We start from the raw sequence: 16,534 nt of genomic DNA on the forward strand, positions 1-16,534 counted from the left end.
GTCGAACAGCTTCGGATTTCTAGTGGGCAAAAGCTGGTGAATAGTAAAGAAATGCGATTAGAGTTTAAGTGTAGGTGGGCAGCATTATTATGCTATCGTCGTAGGATGGGTGGAGCGTAGCGGAACCCATCAATGGAATGAAATGAAATGACATCATCACACACGTCGATCCAATATCTCGGCTTGAGAGCAACGAAGTACAGACCATTTTAGCTTTTCGAGTAGTACTTTAGTCTAATTGCGATAGCAAAATCGATGATGCATAGTATCAGAAGCTCTGCTATTCGCCGATAAGGTGCGAGAGGTCCCCCGTTTGGCTGGTGAATATGCTCAGCTATTCGGCGGCACGGATTGGGCGGCGCTTGCCGGCTTGTGGCATGACTTGGATAAATATTCGGCGCGCTTCCAGCGGCTATATCGCCGGCGCCGTCGGTGAATTCATCTTTACCGAGGCTGATGACCTTGAGGCACTGCATCGATAGGTGTGCAACGCGGTTCGCTGCCACTTCGACGAGGGCAAAACGCCCTCGAACATCCGGTTATATTTTATAACCAAACCCACTCAGCCCATCCAGCGTAAATGATCAATACGGGCACAAACTATCATGAGTAATTCCACCTTATACATTGCGCATCAACGAAAATCAGATGGAGCCATCCAAAACCTGGAAACCCATCTATTTGAAGTTTCGCATATCGCGAAATCCTTGGCAGCCAAAATTGGCTTGCGGGATCAGGGTGAATTGATTGGTTTGCTCCATGATTTAGGAAAATATAGCGATGAGTTTCAGCTTTATCTGAAATCTGCCGTTGGTTTGATAGACCAGGATGAAGATGAGTTTGTGGATGCAAAAGGCAAGAAAGGAAAGGTGGACCATTCCACTGCCGGAGCTCAGCTCGTTTGGCACGAGTTCGCCAAACACGGCGAGATCGGACGAGTTGCTGGGCAGGTACTCTCCTTTTGTATTGCCTCTCATCACTCCGGTTTGATTGATTGCCTATCCTCTGACGTCAACAGTTTTGGGGAAGATCGTTTCACAAAAAGAATAAACAAGTCCGATGATCGCACCCACCTTCAGGAAGCTATCGCCAAGATGGATAATACGGTTACGGTACGCTTCCGAGAATTAGTGAATAACCCGGAAGTCATTAAAGGTATTAAAGAATCCATTAGCAAAATTGTGCGTAGAGAAGAACGTGGTGATGAGCAGATTATCCGGTTCAAGGTAGGGCTGTTAGTTCGATGTTTATTCAGTTGCCTGATTGATGCTGATCGCATGAATAGTGCTGATTTTGAAAAGCCCCACGCGGCAAAGGTAAGGCAGAACGGACAATACAGCGAGTGGACATACTTGATAAATCGGCTTGATAGCCACCTATCAAGTTTTGTGGCCAATAAACCCATCGACAAGCTTCGCGTTAGTATTTCTCTGCATTGTCGGGACAAGGCAGAGAATGGGAAAGGCATCTACACCCTGACAGTTCCTACAGGCGGAGGCAAGACACTTTCCAGCCTGCGCTTCGCTTTGCATCACGCTGAAAAGCACAAGATGGACCGGATCATTTACGCCATTCCCTTTACTTCCATCATTGACCAGAATGCGGATGTAGTTCGAAAAATTCTTGAGCCGGGTGGTACGAAATCCAATAACGTTGTGCTTGAGCACCATTCCAACCTCATGCCGGAAGAGGAAAATTGGAAAACCAAAATGCTGATCGAAAACTGGGATGCGCCAATCGTTTATACCACCAACGTACAGATGCTAGAAACCCTATTCGGTGCAGGCACACGTGGACCCCGGCGACTGCATCAATTAGCTAATGCGGTATTGATTTTCGATGAAATTCAAACCCTGCCTGTTAACTGTATTCACCTTTTTTGCAATGCCATCAATTTTCTCGTTGAGCATTGCGGCACGACAGTCGTGTTGTGCACAGCCACACAACCACTCATGAATATGGTGGAGCAATCAAAAGGTGCGCTACGCATTCCACCAAGCAACGAAATCATGCCTGATGTGGGTGAGCTTTTCAGGAAGCTCAAACGGGTCGAAGTTCTCAATCGGAGAAAACCCGGTGGCTGGTCAGATAAGGAAGTGGCAACGCTTGCAATGGAAGAAGCCAAGAAAGCCGGTAGTTGCCTGGTGATCGTCAACACCAAGAAATCAGCCCAAGCGCTATTTCAGTTATGCCGAGATGAGAAGGCAGCCATGCCGATTTACCATCTAAGCACGAACATGTGCCCAGTCCACCGCCGCCTCATTCTCGATGAAATCCGGCAACGTCTTGAAGCCAAGGAGCCAATACTGTGCATCAGCACCCAGTTGATTGAAGCGGGTGTGGATGTGGACTTTGGTGCAGTTATCCGTTCAGTTTCGGGACTGGACTCCATTGCGCAGGCAGCGGGTAGATGCAACCGGAATGGGCGGCGGAATATTGGGCATGTCCATGTCGTTAACCTCAGCGAAGAGCGCGTAGATATGCTCACGGATATCGCTTGTGGACAGCGCATTACGGAGCGGCTTCTCGACGAGTTTGAAAAGGACCCCACCCGATTTGATAGCGACTTGCTTGGGCCGACCGCAATAGCCTGTTACTTCAATTATTATTTTGCGGAGCGCCGTGGCGAAATGGATTATCCGGTGGGTAATAAAGTATTGGGGCATGATGACACGCTGCTAAACCTGCTTGCTGGTAACGCCAATGCAGCAGAGGAATTTCGCCGCTGTCACGGTTCGCCATTCAATCTGTACCTTCGCCAGTCATTCATGGCTGCTGCCAAGGCGTTCAAATCGATCGATGCGCCAACGCGTGGCGTTATCGTTCCTTACGGGAGTGCTGGCAAAAAATTGATTGGTGAGCTATGCGGAGCTTATGAGGTTGAAAAACAATTTAAGCTCTTGCGTCGGGCGCAGCAGTATACCGTCAACGTATTTCCTCACCAGTTAGAAAAGCTTCAAAAAGAAAAAGCTTTGCATGAAATACAGACGGGGGTGGACATTCTCTATCTCGCAGACTCCCGCTATTACAATGAGGATTTCGGATTGAGCTTAACCCCCGAAGGAAAAATGGAGATTTATTGTGTCTGATTGTAAAAGGAGCAGCATTGAATTCAAGGTCTGGGGGCGATTTGCGCTCTTTACTGATCCTCTGACAAAAATCGGAGGCGAGAAGTGTTCCTACCATATCCCAACTTACGAGGCACTCAAGGGAATCGTCAAGTCGATCTACTGGAAGCCCACTATTGTTTGGGTGATTGACGAAGTTCGGGTGATGAAGCGCATTCGTACTCAGACCAAAGGTACCAAGCCACTTGAGTATGGCGGTGGTAACACGTTGGCGATCTACACTTTCCTGTCAGATGCCGAATATCAGGTGAAAGCGCATTTTGAATGGAATATGCACCGGCCTGAATTGGCGGAAGATCGCAACGAAGCCAAGCATCATATCGTTGCCAAGCGAATGCTGGAACGTGGCGGTCGGCAAGACATTTTCCTTGGCACTCGAGATTGCCAAGGCTATGTCGAACCCTGCGAGTTTGGCTCGGGTGAAGGAGCTTATGACGCTGCTGGCGAACTTACTTACGGACTCATGTTTCATGGGTTTGATTATCCTGATGAGACTGGCGACAACAATCTCCATACTCGTTTTTGGCAACCCACGATGGTGGATGGCGTGATTCAATTTGTCCGCCCAGAGGACTGTAAAGTTCGTAAGTTTGTCAGGAAAATGTTCGCCAAAAAAATTGAGCGAGGCCAGAATCTTCTTGGTATAGAAAACGAGGAGTCCTTGTCTTTGCGGGAGCTGGCATGAGCTGGATTCAGAAACTTTATGAGACATATGAGCAGTGTGCCAGCCGAAGAGATTCATTGGATAGCGGTGCGTTGCTGGAACCAATATGCCACACCTCTCAACAAGCCCACATTGAGGTAAGCCTTGACGACAACGGACGTTTTTTACGCGCCCATGTAATTCCGAAAGGGCAAGGTGTGACACTTGTGCCATGCACAGAAGCATCTGTTGGTCGAGCAGGAAGCAAGCCCGTCAATCATCCGCTTTGTGACAAGCTCCAATATCTTGCGGGTGATTTTATTAAGTATGGCGGTGTGGTGACATCGGGGTTTGCAGGCGAGCCAGCAGAGCCCCATAAGATTTACCTATCTCTTTTGTCCGCCTGGGCAAATTCATCTTTTGCACATCCAAAAATAATCGCGATTCAAACTTATGTACAAGATGGGAATTTGGTTGGCGATCTTGTGCGAGAAAAAATCTTACCCATCAACGAGGATGAACAATTGCTGGCGGAGTGGGCAGGCGACAAAAAAGAAGCACCAGCGATTTTCGGCATTATGCCTAATGGCAACCCCCCCGACGGTGCTGTTATTCGTTGGCGAGTAGAAACTCCCGGGGAGCCATTGCCGGAGACATGGAAAGATCAGAGTTTGATAGATGCTTGGATTGGTTTTTACACTAGCCAAAAAGATAACAAAGGTCTGTGTCTAGTCACGGGCGACAGTCTGAGTCTGGCCGAGCAACATCCTTCCAAGCTCAGACATGGCGCGGATAAAGCAAAATTTATTTCATCCAATGACACTAGCGGTTTTACATTCCGCGGAAGATTTATTGATGCTGATCAAGCCTGTGGTGTAGGTTTTGAGGTTACACAAAAAGCACATAACGCGCTACGCTGGCTGATTGACTCCAAACGAAAGCAGGCTTATCGAAATGGTGATCAAGCTATTGTTGCGTGGACTGTATCCGGCAAAAGGATACCTGCCCCGACGGATAATTCTTTTGAGCTATTTGGTGTTGAAACAGATGGGCCCGACACCAGGCAATTGCAGCAAGTACGTCAAGGTGATGCAGGGCAAGCTTTTGGGCGGCGACTCGCAATGTTGCTTGCAGGGTACCGTGCTGAACTTGGTTCTACCAACGAGGTAATGGTGATGGGGCTGGATTCAGCAACTCCCGGTCGTATGGCGATGACCTACTATCGCGAACTCGACCACACTGAATTTCTTGACCGAATTGAGGCATGGCATAGAGATTATGCTTGGCATCAAAACTATAGCAAGGACATAAAATTTGTTGGCGCACCAGCTCCCAGGGATATTGCCGAAGCTGCGTTTCGTCGGTTGGACGAAAATCTCCGCAAGGCAACGGTAGAGCGTTTGTTGCCATGCATCATTGATAGTCAAAAGATTCCCCGTGATCTTGTGGAATCAACAGTTCGCAGAGCTAGCAATCGAGTTGGACTTGAGTACTGGGAATGGGAAAAATATCTTGGCATTGCCTGTGCTTTATTTAGCGGTTATCACAAAGAAAGAGGTTACCAAATGGCATTAGAACTGAATCGAACCAGCCGCGATTACCTGTATGGCCGACTATTGGCAATTGCGGAAAGTATTGAGAAATTTGCACTTGATATGACAAAAGAGTCACGCGATACATCGGCGGCAAAACTCATGCAGCGTTTTGCCGATCACCCGAACTCGACATGGCGAAATATTGAGCTTTCATTGATTCCCTACAAGTCACGCCTCCGTTCAAGAGCGCCAGGATTTTTATATGCAAGGGAAAGGCAGCTTGATGAAGTCACCTGTTTGTTTCAGGGCGACGATTTCATGGATGAAAGGAAACTATCCGGGGAGTTTTTACTGGGTTATCACTGCCAACGACAGGCGCTCCGAACCAAGCCTGAAACGGAGCAAGACGAGAATATTGAAGCTACCGTTGCTGAAACTAATTAAGGAAGACATCATGAATACATTGCAAAACAAAACTGACTTTGCCGTTGTCCTGCGCGTTACTCACGCCAACCCTAACGGTGATCCACTTAACGGAAATCGCCCGCGCACAGACTACGACGGCTTTGGGGAAATTACCGACGTTTGTATTAAACGTAAGCTCAGAGATCGATTGCTGGAGAGTGGTCAAAGTATCTTTGTACAGTCCGATGATCGAAAAATAGACGGCGCCAGAAGCCTAAAAGCTAGAGCAGATGCTGCGCTTGGAAAAAAACTCGGTTCAAGTGAGACAGCAAAATTGGCTTGTGAACAATGGTTCGACGTTCGTGCATTTGGTCAGCTTTTTGCGTTTAGGTCTGACAAGAAAAGCAAAAAGGAAATTGACAGCGAAGGCGATAGTGGCGTATCCATTGGCATTCGTGGCCCGGTCACTGTTCAGTCTGCGTTCAGCGTGGAACCAATCGACGTCAGCAGCACGCAGATCACCAAAAGCGTTAGCGGCGAAGGGGACGGAAGCAAGCGTGGTTCCGACACAATGGGCATGAAACATCGGGTTGACAAGGGAATTTATGTTTTTTATGGCAGCATGAATCCGCAGTTAGCTGAACGAACAGGGTTCAGCGATACCGATGCCGAAACCATCAAGCAGTTGTTACCAAGGTTATTAGAGAACGATGAGTCATCTGCCAGGCCAGCAGGAAGCATGGAAGTTCTGAAAGTGATTTGGTGGAAGCACAACTGCAAATCAGGTCAATATTCCTCAGCCAAAGTACATCGCAGCCTGACGGTGCAGCCTGATGGCGATATAAAGCTCGATACGCTTGATGGCTTGTCCCATGAAATTCTTGTTGGTTTTTGAATGAAGCTCAAAAGAATGGCATAACATAAACACTGAAGGTTAGTAATGGTTGACGATTCCAGTGAATCCATCATGATCTCCGCCCTGCAGCATTACAGCTACTGCCCACGCCAGTGTGCGCTGATCCACGTCGAGCAGCAGTTTTCGAGTAATGTTCACACAGCCCGTGGTGATGCTGTTCACGTGCATGTTGATGAACCGGGATGGGAAATACAGCCGGGCGCGCGTGTCGAGAGAGCGCTGCCAATCTGGTCTGATCGTCTTGGGTTAACGGGGCGGTGCGATGCCGTCGAGTTTCGCCATGATGGCAGTATCTATCCGGTGGAGACCAAACATGGCCCACGTAAAGCTAAAGTACATGACGATTTACAGCTTGCCGCGCAGGCAATCTGCCTGGAAGAAATGACGGGTAAACCAGTTCCGCGTGGTGCAATTTATCACCACACTTCCCGCCGCCGACGAGAAGTGTCAATAACAGATGCATTGCGCCATCAGGTGGAAGAAATAACAGTAGCGGTACGCGCCCTGCTGGCTTCGGGCAGGCTGCCGCCACCCGCAAACGACGCACGTTGCAAGGAATGCTCATTGAAGGATATTTGCCAGCCAGAAGCGTTAATGGCTAAACCGGTGCAAGTGTCCTTGCGCTCATCTCTTTTTGTACCTGATTAAACGTATGCGACAAATCCTGAATACGCTTTATGTCATGACACCTCATTCCTACGTGCATCTGGAGAATGACACGCTGCGCATAGACGTGGAGCGTCAAAAGAAAATGCAAGTTCCGCTGCACCATCTTGGTTCGGTGGTCTGCTTCGGCAATATTATGGTTTCCCCCGCTTTGATGCATCGTTGTGCCGATGACGGTATCAGTCTAGTATTGCTTGACCATAACGGACGCTTCAAGGCGCGGCTGGAAGGTGCTACCAGTGGCAATATCATGCTGAGGCAGGCGCAACATCGCGCGGCTGCCGATGGGCAGTTTGCGCTTTCAACAGCGCAGGCGGTAATTGCTGGAAAGCTACGGAATTCACGCCAGGTGCTGATGCGTGGCGCGCGTGAAGCGGACGAAGCACAAGACCAGAAAGTGCTAAGCGCGGCGGCCGATTCCTTGGCTCGCTCCATTCGCAATATTCCGGTAACCAGCAGTCTTGATATGTTGCGCGGAATCGAAGGCGATGCTGCAAAGATTTATTTTTCCGCATTGTCGTGCTTGGTACGGCGTAACGTGCGCGAATTTTTTACAATGAATGGACGTTCTCGCCGTCCGCCTCGCGATCGCTTCAATGCGCTGTTATCGTTTCTTTATTCAATGGTGATGAATGATTGCCGTTCTGCCTTGGAGAGCGTAGGGCTTGATCCCCAATTGGGTTTTCTCCATGCTGTACGACCCGGAAGAGCAGCATTGGCGCTCGATTTGATGGAAGAGTTTCGCGCCATTCTGGCGGATCGTCTGGCTTTGACCTTGATCAATCGTGGCCAGATTACAGCAAACGATCTCAAGGAGCGCGAAGGTGGGGCAGTATATCTGGAAGGCGATGCAAGGAAGGCCGTAGTGATCGCATATCAGGAGCGCAAACAGGAGGAAATTACCCATCCACTGCTTCAGGCCAGAATATCAATAGGTTTATTGCCGCAGCTTCAAGCGCGTTTCATGGCACGAACCATACGAGGCGAGATGGACGGATACTTACCTTTTCTAGCGAGATAGCCTTGCTCATCATAGTAACTTACGACGTTTCCACTGAGACCAGGGAAGGGCGCAGAAGGCTGCGGCGAGTAGCTAAAGTATGCGAGGGGATGGGGCAGCGCGTCCAGAAATCGGTGTTCGAATGCAGAGTTAATCTAATGCAATATGAAGAGCTGGAGCGAAGGCTATTAGCAGAGATCGAACAGAAAGAGGACAATCTTCGAATATACCGTTTGACTGAGCCAGTCGAACTGCATGTGAAGGAATATGGAAATTTCAAGGCGGTAGATTTTGAGGGACCTTTGATCATTTGAAGAGCGCGAACCCCAAGCTACGGTGAAATCGCCGTAGGTTCGCGCTTCCGCTAGACGCATGGTATCTATGACTAATTTTGCCGAAATTTCATGTTTCAGACCCTTATTCAGACTAGGAGCAAGGGGTTCGCGTATTTGTAGCAAAACTCGTCATTTTATTATGTGGTTATAGCTGTACTGTAGCGCCCGGTGATACAACCGGGCGAGGATTGAAACCAATCAGCTTGGAACTCACCGCGGAAACCATCTTCGTAGCGCCCGGTGATACAACCGGGCGAGGATTGAAACAAGCATATTACTGCGCAGGTTTACCGCGAAGCACTGTAGCGCCCGGTGATACAACCGGGCGAGGATTGAAACATTGCGGGCACTGGCGTGGGATGGACGGTTAAAGACGTAGCGCCCGGTGATACAACCGGGCGAGGATTGAAACAAGAACCTCGGCCACTTCTGTCAAGACGTGATGCGGGTAGCGCCCGGTGATACAACCGGGCGAGGATTGAAACAAGTTGGTGTTCCGTCTGGACGGCCAGCCGCAACTGGTAGCGCCCGGTGATACAACCGGGCGAGGATTGAAACCCGAGTGCCGGTATTGACCTTGAAGAGCGCCATCCGTAGCGCCCGGTGATACAACCGGGCGAGGATTGAAACGATCTTGCCGGCGGGTACGGCATGGATATTGCAGGAGGTAGCGCCCGGTGATACAACCGGGCGAGGATTGAAACCGGATCCATGGCGCAGCGGATCGCCAAGATCGAGCGTAGCGCCCGGTGATACAACCGGGCGAGGATTGAAACATGAGCAAGATCAAGGTATCAACGCTTACCGGACGTAGCGCCCGGTGATACAACCGGGCGAGGATTGAAACCCACTTCCACCTAAGTTGGCATACTTCATCTTCCGGTAGCGCCCGGTGATACAACCGGGCGAGGATTGAAACATTCTAGGATGGCTGCGTCTTGCTCACCAAGTGGCAAGAGGTAGCGCCCGGTGATACAACCGGGCGAGGATTGAAACCTGGGCCATCTCGCGGAGCTTGCCGATCGGTACGGTAGCGCCCGGTGATACAACCGGGCGAGGATTGAAACGGCTCGGCAGGCTTAAATCTGGCGGGCCGCTCCTTGTAGCGCCCGGTGATACAACCGGGCGAGGATTGAAACTCCGCGATGCACGGATTTGCTCTGCTAGGCTCATGTAGCGCCCGGTGATACAACCGGGCGAGGATTGAAACTTGTTTGCTCCTTGGGTTGAATTTGGATAACCGGGGTAGCGCCCGGTGATACAACCGGGCGAGGATTGAAACATGCTTGAGTAAGATTGGAAATCTATTCTTGATCGTAGCGCCCGGTGATACAACCGGGCGAGGATTGAAACACAACCTCATAAGCAAACTCGTTGTAGGCCAGCACGGTAGCGCCCGGTGATACAACCGGGCGAGGATTGAAACGATTTCGACTTGTCCAAGCCTGCAATGGCGGTGACCGTAGCGCCCGGTGATACAACCGGGCGAGGATTGAAACATCATCTCAATTTGCGATCCCGACGCTTCCAGGATGTAGCGCCCGGTGATACAACCGGGCGAGGATTGAAACTTATCCCCTTGCTTGTCTATGCTGTACGCATAGAGGTAGCGCCCGGTGATACAACCGGGCGAGGATTGAAACCAATTATGTCGGGTCGTCGGCTTCCGGCGTTGCATAGTAGCGCCCGGTGATACAACCGGGCGAGGATTGAAACTTTTTGATTGCTGCCGGGCTTCGGCTTATGAATGGGTAGCGCCCGGTGATACAACCGGGCGAGGATTGAAACAGACTCTGGAGCCTTGGTTGACGACATTACCAGCCGTAGCGCCCGGTGATACAACCGGGCGAGGATTGAAACTCAAAATGAGAACTTGCAGGTGTGGCTGATCCATCATAGCGTAGCGCCCGGTGATACAACCGGGCGAGGATTGAAACTTCCTTCGAATCCACCATTAGGGGCTCCATCGTCAGTAGCGCCCGGTGATACAACCGGGCGAGGATTGAAACCTGTCATGAAGACCGGCTACATCTTCGTCAAGGCTGGTAGCGCCCGGTGATACAACCGGGCGAGGATTGAAACTACGGCTTGGGAGGTAGCCTCAGCATCTCGGCTAAAGGTAGCGCCCGGTGATACAACCGGGCGAGGATTGAAACATAGGATGCTCTGATTATCGGTTCGGGATTCTGGGGTAGCGCCCGGTGATACAACCGGGCGAGGATTGAAACTTTCTTGGCCACAACCGCTAGGCGTTGGGTTTCTGGTAGCGCCCGGTGATACAACCGGGCGAGGATTGAAACATTGCCTACCCTGAAACTGGCAGCAGCTATCGAAGGGTAGCGCCCGGTGATACAACCGGGCGAGGATTGAAACTGAATTTAAGCAAGTATGACCGGACCACAGGAATAGTAGCGCCCGGTGATACAACCGGGCGAGGATTGAAACGAGATTATTACCGAGCCTGATGTCCATCAGCCGTTCGTAGCGCCCGGTGATACAACCGGGCGAGGATTGAAACTGTTAGGCGATCCGATCTTGGTGGGTGTGGCTACGTAGCGCCCGGTGATACAACCGGGCGAGGATTGAAACGATCTATGGGGCATTAGCCAATCTCCCTGGTGTGGGTAGCGCCCGGTGATACAACCGGGCGAGGATTGAAACTTTGACAAGCCCTTCACCTCAGCGGTTCTATCAGCCCGTAGCGCCCGGTGATACAACCGGGCGAGGATTGAAACTTCTTCAATCCACCCCTCTACCACTTGCTCGATGGTAGCGCCCGGTGATACAACCGGGCGAGGATTGAAACAGTAGCTGATCCACGCGGTAGCGGCTTCGCCGGGGTAGCGCCCGGTGATACAACCGGGCGAGGATTGAAACGTCGTAACGGCACTCTTCCGGCCCATAGCCTCGGAGTAGCGCCCGGTGATACAACCGGGCGAGGATTGAAACAGAGCGGGGATGTTGTTGACGGTGCCCATCAAAGAAGTAGCGCCCGGTGATACAACCGGGCGAGGATTGAAACAAGCGGAGAATCGGAATCGCGCACATCTTTTCCAGGTAGCGCCCGGTGATACAACCGGGCGAGGATTGAAACATTATGTCCGGAAAGAGGTCGTCACCATAAACGAGGGTAGCGCCCGGTGATACAACCGGGCGAGGATTGAAACAAATGACCGGCTCAACACCAAACCGTATCCCCGCGGTAGCGCCCGGTGATACAACCGGGCGAGGATTGAAACATTGCCAGCGATATCGACCATCGCCGTGAAATAGCGTAGCGCCCGGTGATACAACCGGGCGAGGATTGAAACAGAACAGGAATCACGGCGGTGGAAGAGCGCGGCGCAGGTAGCGCCCGGTGATACAACCGGGCGAGGATTGAAACACCGCATGCCGCCGTCAGAGGATCGGTGGAAAGAGGTAGCGCCCGGTGATACAACCGGGCGAGGATTGAAACAATTTCCGCACATCCCAGAACACTCATCTCCGAATGTAGCGCCCGGTGATACAACCGGGCGAGGATTGAAACATCCGTTACAGGTTTTCCCATCATTACGCCCCCAACAGTAGCGCCCGGTGATACAACCGGGCGAGGATTGAAACGATAGCGAACGGGACCGTAACGCCGCCCGCATTGTTCGTAGCGCCCGGTGATACAACCGGGCGAGGATTGAAACCTACTTCCAGATCGGGACCATAATCCGGTTTATGCAGGTAGCGCCCGGTGATACAACCGGGCGAGGATTGAAACCTGAGAACAGGGCCTTGAAATACCCCGTATCCGCCAGTAGCGCCCGGTGATACAACCGGGCGAGGATTGAAACAGGGTTTTGGATCAGGTGATCTAAAGGCCATGGCTATGGTAGCGCCCGGTGATACAACCGGGCGAGGATTGAAACAACGTTGATGATAAAGATTTAAAAGTGATGTCGGAGTAGCGCCCGGTGATACAACCGGGCGAGGATTGAAACCGATGTGACCCTGAATTTTGCCGGTCAGTCGGTAAGTAGCGCCCGGTGATACAACCGGGCGAGGATTGAAACAAAATATCTTCTCCGAAAGGCTTGTGCTTCCCTTAGGGTAGCGCCCGGTGATACAACCGGGCGAGGATTGAAACAACATGCATGAGGTTACCAAGTCCATGCTGGAGGCCATGTAGCGCCCGGTGATACAACCGGGCGAGGATTGAAACATGATAAGAAAGAAGTTCCGGTCAACGAGTACAGCAAGTAGCGCCCGGTGATACAACCGGGCGAGGATTGAAACCAAAAAGAAGCCAAATGAGGATGATGACCTCTTGGGTAGCGCCCGGTGATACAACCGGGCGAGGATTGAAACTTATGCAGAGACCTTCCCCAGGATTAATAACCGGGCGTAGCGCCCGGTGATACAACCGGGCGAGGATTGAAACTTTTTAGGTCGCTTCTGAGTCTGCCCGATAACAGCGTAGCGCCCGGTGATACAACCGGGCGAGGATTGAAACCGCCAATTCGACCATCACGCTGAAGTTCAAACAGCTGTAGCGCCCGGTGATACAACCGGGCGAGGATTGAAACAGTATGGAAGGTATGGAGGTATGGAAGAGCCAATCCGTAGCGCCCGGTGATACAACCGGGCGAGGATTGAAACATCGCCACGTAACAACGCATAGCGGCAATGAGCGCAGTAGCGCCCGGTGATACAACCGGGCGAGGATTGAAACACGCCAGAAATATTAACCCGCACGTCCACGCCTGCCGTAGCGCCCGGTGATACAACCGGGCGAGGATTGAAACTTTTAAATGGGCGCGCCCCTCCGATACTTATCATTGTAGCGCCCGGTGATACAACCGGGCGAGGATTGAAACCTGATATTCCCCCAGAAATGGGTTTATTGCTTGGTAGCGCCCGGTGATACAACCGGGCGAGGATTGAAACTCGCCCTCTTCGACCGCTCCTGTTTTTGGTAAATCGGTAGCGCCCGGTGATACAACCGGGCGAGGATTGAAACAATATGACCCCGGATAAAGACCTTGGCGCCTTTACGTAGCGCCCGGTGATACAACCGGGCGAGGATTGAAACGGCAATTTCAGCAGCAGGGCGGTGCGCCTGTAACGTAGCGCCCGGTGATACAACCGGGCGAGGATTGAAACAATGGCGATGGGTATCCAGTTGCCGCCTGTCGATCTGTAGCGCCCGGTGATACAACCGGGCGAGGATTGAAACGATTGGACAGAACGACCCCGTGGCTCTGGTTGCTGGTAGCGCCCGGTGATACAACCGGGCGAGGATTGAAACCACACGTATTCGAGGATCTGCCGCAGCTTCGACGTGGTAGCGCCCGGTGATACAACCGGGCGAGGATTGAAACCAGCGTCGTGAAAGGGCGGTGCCATGTTCCGTCCTCGTAGCGCCCGGTGATACAACCGGGCGAGGATTGAAACGATTGCATGTCCGGGATGCTCATTGCTTGAGTTTCGCGTAGCGCCCGGTGATACAACCGGGCGAGGATTGAAACTTCGGCGAGATCAAGAAAGGCGTCTTTGTCACCGGTAGCGCCCGGTGATACAACCGGGCGAGGATTGAAACACCACATCATCGAAGCGCGCAGGGTTGAGCTACGGCGTAGCGCCCGGTGATACAACCGGGCGAGGATTGAAACCCAGCCCCGAACAGATCGGTGGCCTTTGTCGCTGTATGTAGCGCCCGGTGATACAACCGGGCGAGGATTGAAACAGCCTCAGGCTGGGCTGGCGTTTCAGGCCATAGGCGGTAGCGCCCGGTGATACAACCGGGCGAGGATACCAAATAATCTACTATTGGAGATCTGTCATATTGGCATTGGTATATTGTTCTGAAGTTACCTGAAGTGCATGCTGGGCATTTTTCCCGTTTTACAAACCAAATTTTGCTCATATTCCTCTTCCTGTAGAGCTTCTTGCAAAACTCGCCGCCTGAGGGAATTAACCGGCGAATGGGATAGAGAAGAGCGGCCATTACTGGCAGAGCGAAGTTTCCAAGGATCTCGCCGACGCTTGAAATGAATACTACGCAACGCACAGGACTAATGCAACGATGGCAAGTGGTTCAGCATGAGTTAACCGTCATTCGGCCGGCCGTCAATGTCGGTTTAAAACCGCAAACGTTTGCAATATCAAGGAGTGTTGCTTCGGGGGTGTGTGTGCTGCCGCACGGAAGCGGTTGATTTTCAATATTACGCTGAATTCAATATCTCTGGTCTCGTGAGAGATGGACCCAGCCCGCTGTTGAGAATTTTTTCATACAGCGTTAAGGAAACACCTACTAAATTGGAGATAAAGATGAGCGCAGATAACAGAAAAGATGGCGGCCAAAATGACGGCCACAGCAATCGCGGCTTTGCCTCGATGGATAAAGATAAACAAAAGGAAATTGCCAGCAAGGGCGGAAAGGCCGCTCATGAGAAAGGGACCGCGCATGAGTTCGATTCCGAGGAAGCTCGCGAGGCGGGTCATAAAGGGGGTGAGCACAGCCATGGCGGCACTCACGAGCAGCACGTTAAAGCAGGTAGCCAAAGTCATAAAAATTCCGATAAGGGTGGTGATAAATCCCATTCGTCCGACTCCGGTCGTGGTGGCAGTTCCGAACAGCCTCCCAAGGCTGGTAGCCAAAGCCAAAAAAGTGACGACGGTAGTAGCTCCCCTAGTCGCGGCGGCACCCACGAGCAGCATGTCAAAGCGGGTAGCCAAAGCCATAAAAACAAATAGTGATCAGGCTGGGCTGTAAAAGAGGCCCGGGAAGAGGGGAGGGTGAGTATCTCCATCCTCCCCTCTTCCCCAGAATATTCCTGTAGTGCGGTTTGGCACTAGCTTCGCTTGTATTTTATTGGTACAGCGGAAATCAGGGACGGCGGCAACGAACGGAAGCAGGTGACCGGCGGCAATAATATTTTGTCGCGGGTAATCAACTTTGGCAGAAGAAAGCTGTCAAGGGTAGGAAGTGCCGGAATATGGCGTCGTGGCAGCAACAAGCTTTTGGAGCATCCGTGCGTAAGAATGTATCCTCATTATCTCAACAATACAAAGCGGAGTTCTGCTCCGATGCATTGTGGGGCCGCCTAAGCAGTTAAAAAGCTATAACGGTTCATGCAATCGGCTTCAGGGAGAATATCCAGGGGATAGCCATTAACTCCAAGGGGAGGAGATTGACATGCGAACAGTTGGCGATGTGATGATTCCGGATGTGCACACCATCAGCCCGGACGCAACTATCGAGGAAGCAGCGCAAGAGATGCGCGATGGAGATTTCGGCCTGATGCCGGTAGGAGAAGAAGATCAATTGCTTGGTGTGATAACCGACCGCGACATCATAATTCGTGCTGTCGCCGAAGGCCAAGGTTCGAGCTTTAAAGTTCGAGACGTCATGTCCAGTGAGCCCGTCTGGGCGCATCAGGACGATTCAGTAGGTAATGCAGCCCAAATCATGAGAGAGCATCAGATTCGACGCTTGCCGGTTGTGGATGACGATCAACGGCTCGTGGGGGTCGTGGCGCTCGGGGCTTTTGGCGTCGAGGACTCCGATATTGGACCTGTCTCCGAAGCGCTCTCTGAAACCTGAAACCATACCAAGAGAAAGAAGCGATATTTCCATAACACGTTGCTCGAAGCTGGCGGCTTGTGCCTGGACAGGAATGGTATTGTTTTTCCGGTATTCAGCCCGTCACTTGTGACGTGTTGTTGCGCCGGTAAGCTCATCCTCTGGCATATCCAGTTAGTCGCCCCTGAAATACCCTCCAAACCCGCACAAATATTGACGTTTGGGGTATTCAAAAAGCGTGGAATTTGCCAGAATCAGGGTTGTTACCCCCTCATTTCTGGTGAATTGAGATGAAACCAAAGAAGCAAGAACGCAGTGGTTGTGATGATCTTTTCCGGATGCGGCTGGAGC

At 51.6% G+C, this 16,534-nt stretch carries 9 protein-coding genes and 1 CRISPR repeat array; all 9 genes read left to right on the top strand.

All coding sequences use genetic code 11. The features are described from left to right. Window positions 1-605 precede the first annotated feature (605 nt). The 9 genes from BLP78_RS10120 (at window position 606) to BLP78_RS10160 (ending at window position 16,204) form a co-directional block, all read left to right on the top strand. Window positions 606-3,089 (top strand): CRISPR-associated helicase/endonuclease Cas3, encoded by a 2,484-nt coding sequence (locus BLP78_RS10120; RefSeq protein ID WP_090458904.1) that lies wholly within the window; start codon window positions 606-608, stop codon window positions 3,087-3,089. Continuing rightward, on the top strand, window positions 3,082-3,813 hold the full coding sequence (gene cas5c, locus BLP78_RS10125) for a type I-C CRISPR-associated protein Cas5c (RefSeq protein WP_090458906.1): 732 nt from the start codon (window positions 3,082-3,084) through the stop codon (window positions 3,811-3,813). The genes BLP78_RS10120 and cas5c overlap by 8 nt, the downstream gene beginning before the upstream one ends. After that, the gene (gene cas8c, locus BLP78_RS10130; protein WP_090458907.1) at window positions 3,810-5,750 is read left to right on the top strand and encodes a type I-C CRISPR-associated protein Cas8c/Csd1; all 1,941 of its coding nucleotides are present in this window, start codon (window positions 3,810-3,812) and stop codon (window positions 5,748-5,750) included. The genes cas5c and cas8c overlap by 4 nt, the downstream gene beginning before the upstream one ends. 10 nt (window positions 5,751-5,760) lie before the next feature. After that, on the top strand, window positions 5,761-6,606 hold the full coding sequence (cas7c, locus tag BLP78_RS10135; RefSeq protein ID WP_090458909.1) for a type I-C CRISPR-associated protein Cas7/Csd2: 846 nt from the start codon (window positions 5,761-5,763) through the stop codon (window positions 6,604-6,606). 45 nt (window positions 6,607-6,651) lie between these two features. Then, complete coding sequence (cas4, locus tag BLP78_RS10140; RefSeq protein ID WP_090458911.1) at window positions 6,652-7,275, top strand: CRISPR-associated protein Cas4; 624 nt, start codon at window positions 6,652-6,654, stop codon at window positions 7,273-7,275. A gap of 4 nt (window positions 7,276-7,279) precedes the next feature. Further along, window positions 7,280-8,314: a type I-C CRISPR-associated endonuclease Cas1c gene (cas1c, locus tag BLP78_RS10145; protein WP_090458912.1), complete on the top strand. Its 1,035-nt coding sequence runs from the start codon at window positions 7,280-7,282 to the stop codon at window positions 8,312-8,314. 2 nt (window positions 8,315-8,316) lie between these two features. Further along, complete coding sequence (gene cas2, locus BLP78_RS10150) at window positions 8,317-8,607, top strand: CRISPR-associated endonuclease Cas2 (protein WP_090458914.1); 291 nt, start codon at window positions 8,317-8,319, stop codon at window positions 8,605-8,607. A 179-nt stretch (window positions 8,608-8,786) separates the two neighbouring features. Then, window positions 8,787-14,417: a CRISPR direct-repeat array (repeat unit 37 nt; unit sequence GTAGCGCCCGGTGATACAACCGGGCGAGGATTGAAAC). Between the two features lie 511 nt (window positions 14,418-14,928). Then, a complete protein-coding gene (locus tag BLP78_RS10155; protein WP_090458915.1) occupies window positions 14,929-15,354 on the top strand; it encodes a KGG domain-containing protein in 426 nt (141 codons plus the stop codon). Window positions 15,355-15,796: 442 nt separating this feature from the next. Then, window positions 15,797-16,204, top strand: coding sequence for a CBS domain-containing protein (locus tag BLP78_RS10160; protein WP_090458917.1), 408 nt, complete (start codon window positions 15,797-15,799; stop codon window positions 16,202-16,204). The last annotated feature ends 330 nt before the right edge of the window (window positions 16,205-16,534 follow it).

This window comes from Nitrosospira sp. Nsp1, assembly GCF_900100985.1.
Classification (GTDB): Bacteria; Pseudomonadota; Gammaproteobacteria; order Burkholderiales; family Nitrosomonadaceae; genus Nitrosospira.

Bases quoted from the DNA above. Each gene is read 5' to 3' on its own strand.
- BLP78_RS10120 (WP_090458904.1), top strand. From the start codon at position 606: ATGAGTAATTCCACCTTATACATTGCGCATCAACGAAAATCAGATGGA.
- cas8c (WP_090458907.1), top strand. From the start codon at position 3,810: ATGAGCTGGATTCAGAAACTTTATGAGACATATGAGCAGTGTGCCAGC.
- cas7c (WP_090458909.1), top strand. From the start codon at position 5,761: ATGAATACATTGCAAAACAAAACTGACTTTGCCGTTGTCCTGCGCGTT.
- cas4 (WP_090458911.1), top strand. From the start codon at position 6,652: ATGGTTGACGATTCCAGTGAATCCATCATGATCTCCGCCCTGCAGCAT.
- cas1c (WP_090458912.1), top strand. From the start codon at position 7,280: ATGCGACAAATCCTGAATACGCTTTATGTCATGACACCTCATTCCTAC.
- BLP78_RS10155 (WP_090458915.1), top strand. From the start codon at position 14,929: ATGAGCGCAGATAACAGAAAAGATGGCGGCCAAAATGACGGCCACAGC.
- BLP78_RS10160 (WP_090458917.1), top strand. From the start codon at position 15,797: ATGCGAACAGTTGGCGATGTGATGATTCCGGATGTGCACACCATCAGC.